Source organism: Deinococcus phoenicis, from assembly GCF_000599865.1.
GTDB lineage: Bacteria > Deinococcota > Deinococci > Deinococcales > Deinococcaceae > Deinococcus > Deinococcus phoenicis.
The window spans coordinates 1-362 of the sequence record NZ_JHAC01000086.1; the positions used below are offsets into that span (position 1 = coordinate 1).

Sequence of the window (362 nt, forward strand, 5' to 3'; positions counted from 1 at the left end):
GCTCTGCATCTGCGCTACCCGGACGCAAAGAAAATACGTTTGGTGCTGGATCAGCTTTCCACTCACACACCCTCCGCGTTGTACGAACACCTCTCACCCGACGAAGCCAATCTGTTGAAGAGGCGCTTTGAGTGGATTTACACGCCTAAGCATGCTTCCTGGTTGAACATGGCTGAGATGGAATGGTCGGTTCTGGAGCGCCAGTGTTTAGGACAGCGCTTGGCGACAAGAGAGGCACTAGAACGTGAAGTGAAAGCCTGGGAAGCAGACCGTAATGTTCAGGAAGTCAAGGTCAGTTGGCAACGCCGTTTAGGGCCTGGTGAGGTTATGGGCGAGCACCGCTAAGACGACACGGAGCCGCA

The 362-nt window shown here is 54.7% G+C and carries 1 protein-coding gene; it reads left to right on the forward strand.

Annotated elements, in window-relative coordinates; genetic code table 11:
• Positions 1-345: transposase (locus tag DEIPH_RS19445; protein ID WP_200868194.1), on the forward strand; the 345-nt coding region annotated here is incomplete at its 5' end.
• Positions 346-362: the final 17 nt, after the last annotated feature.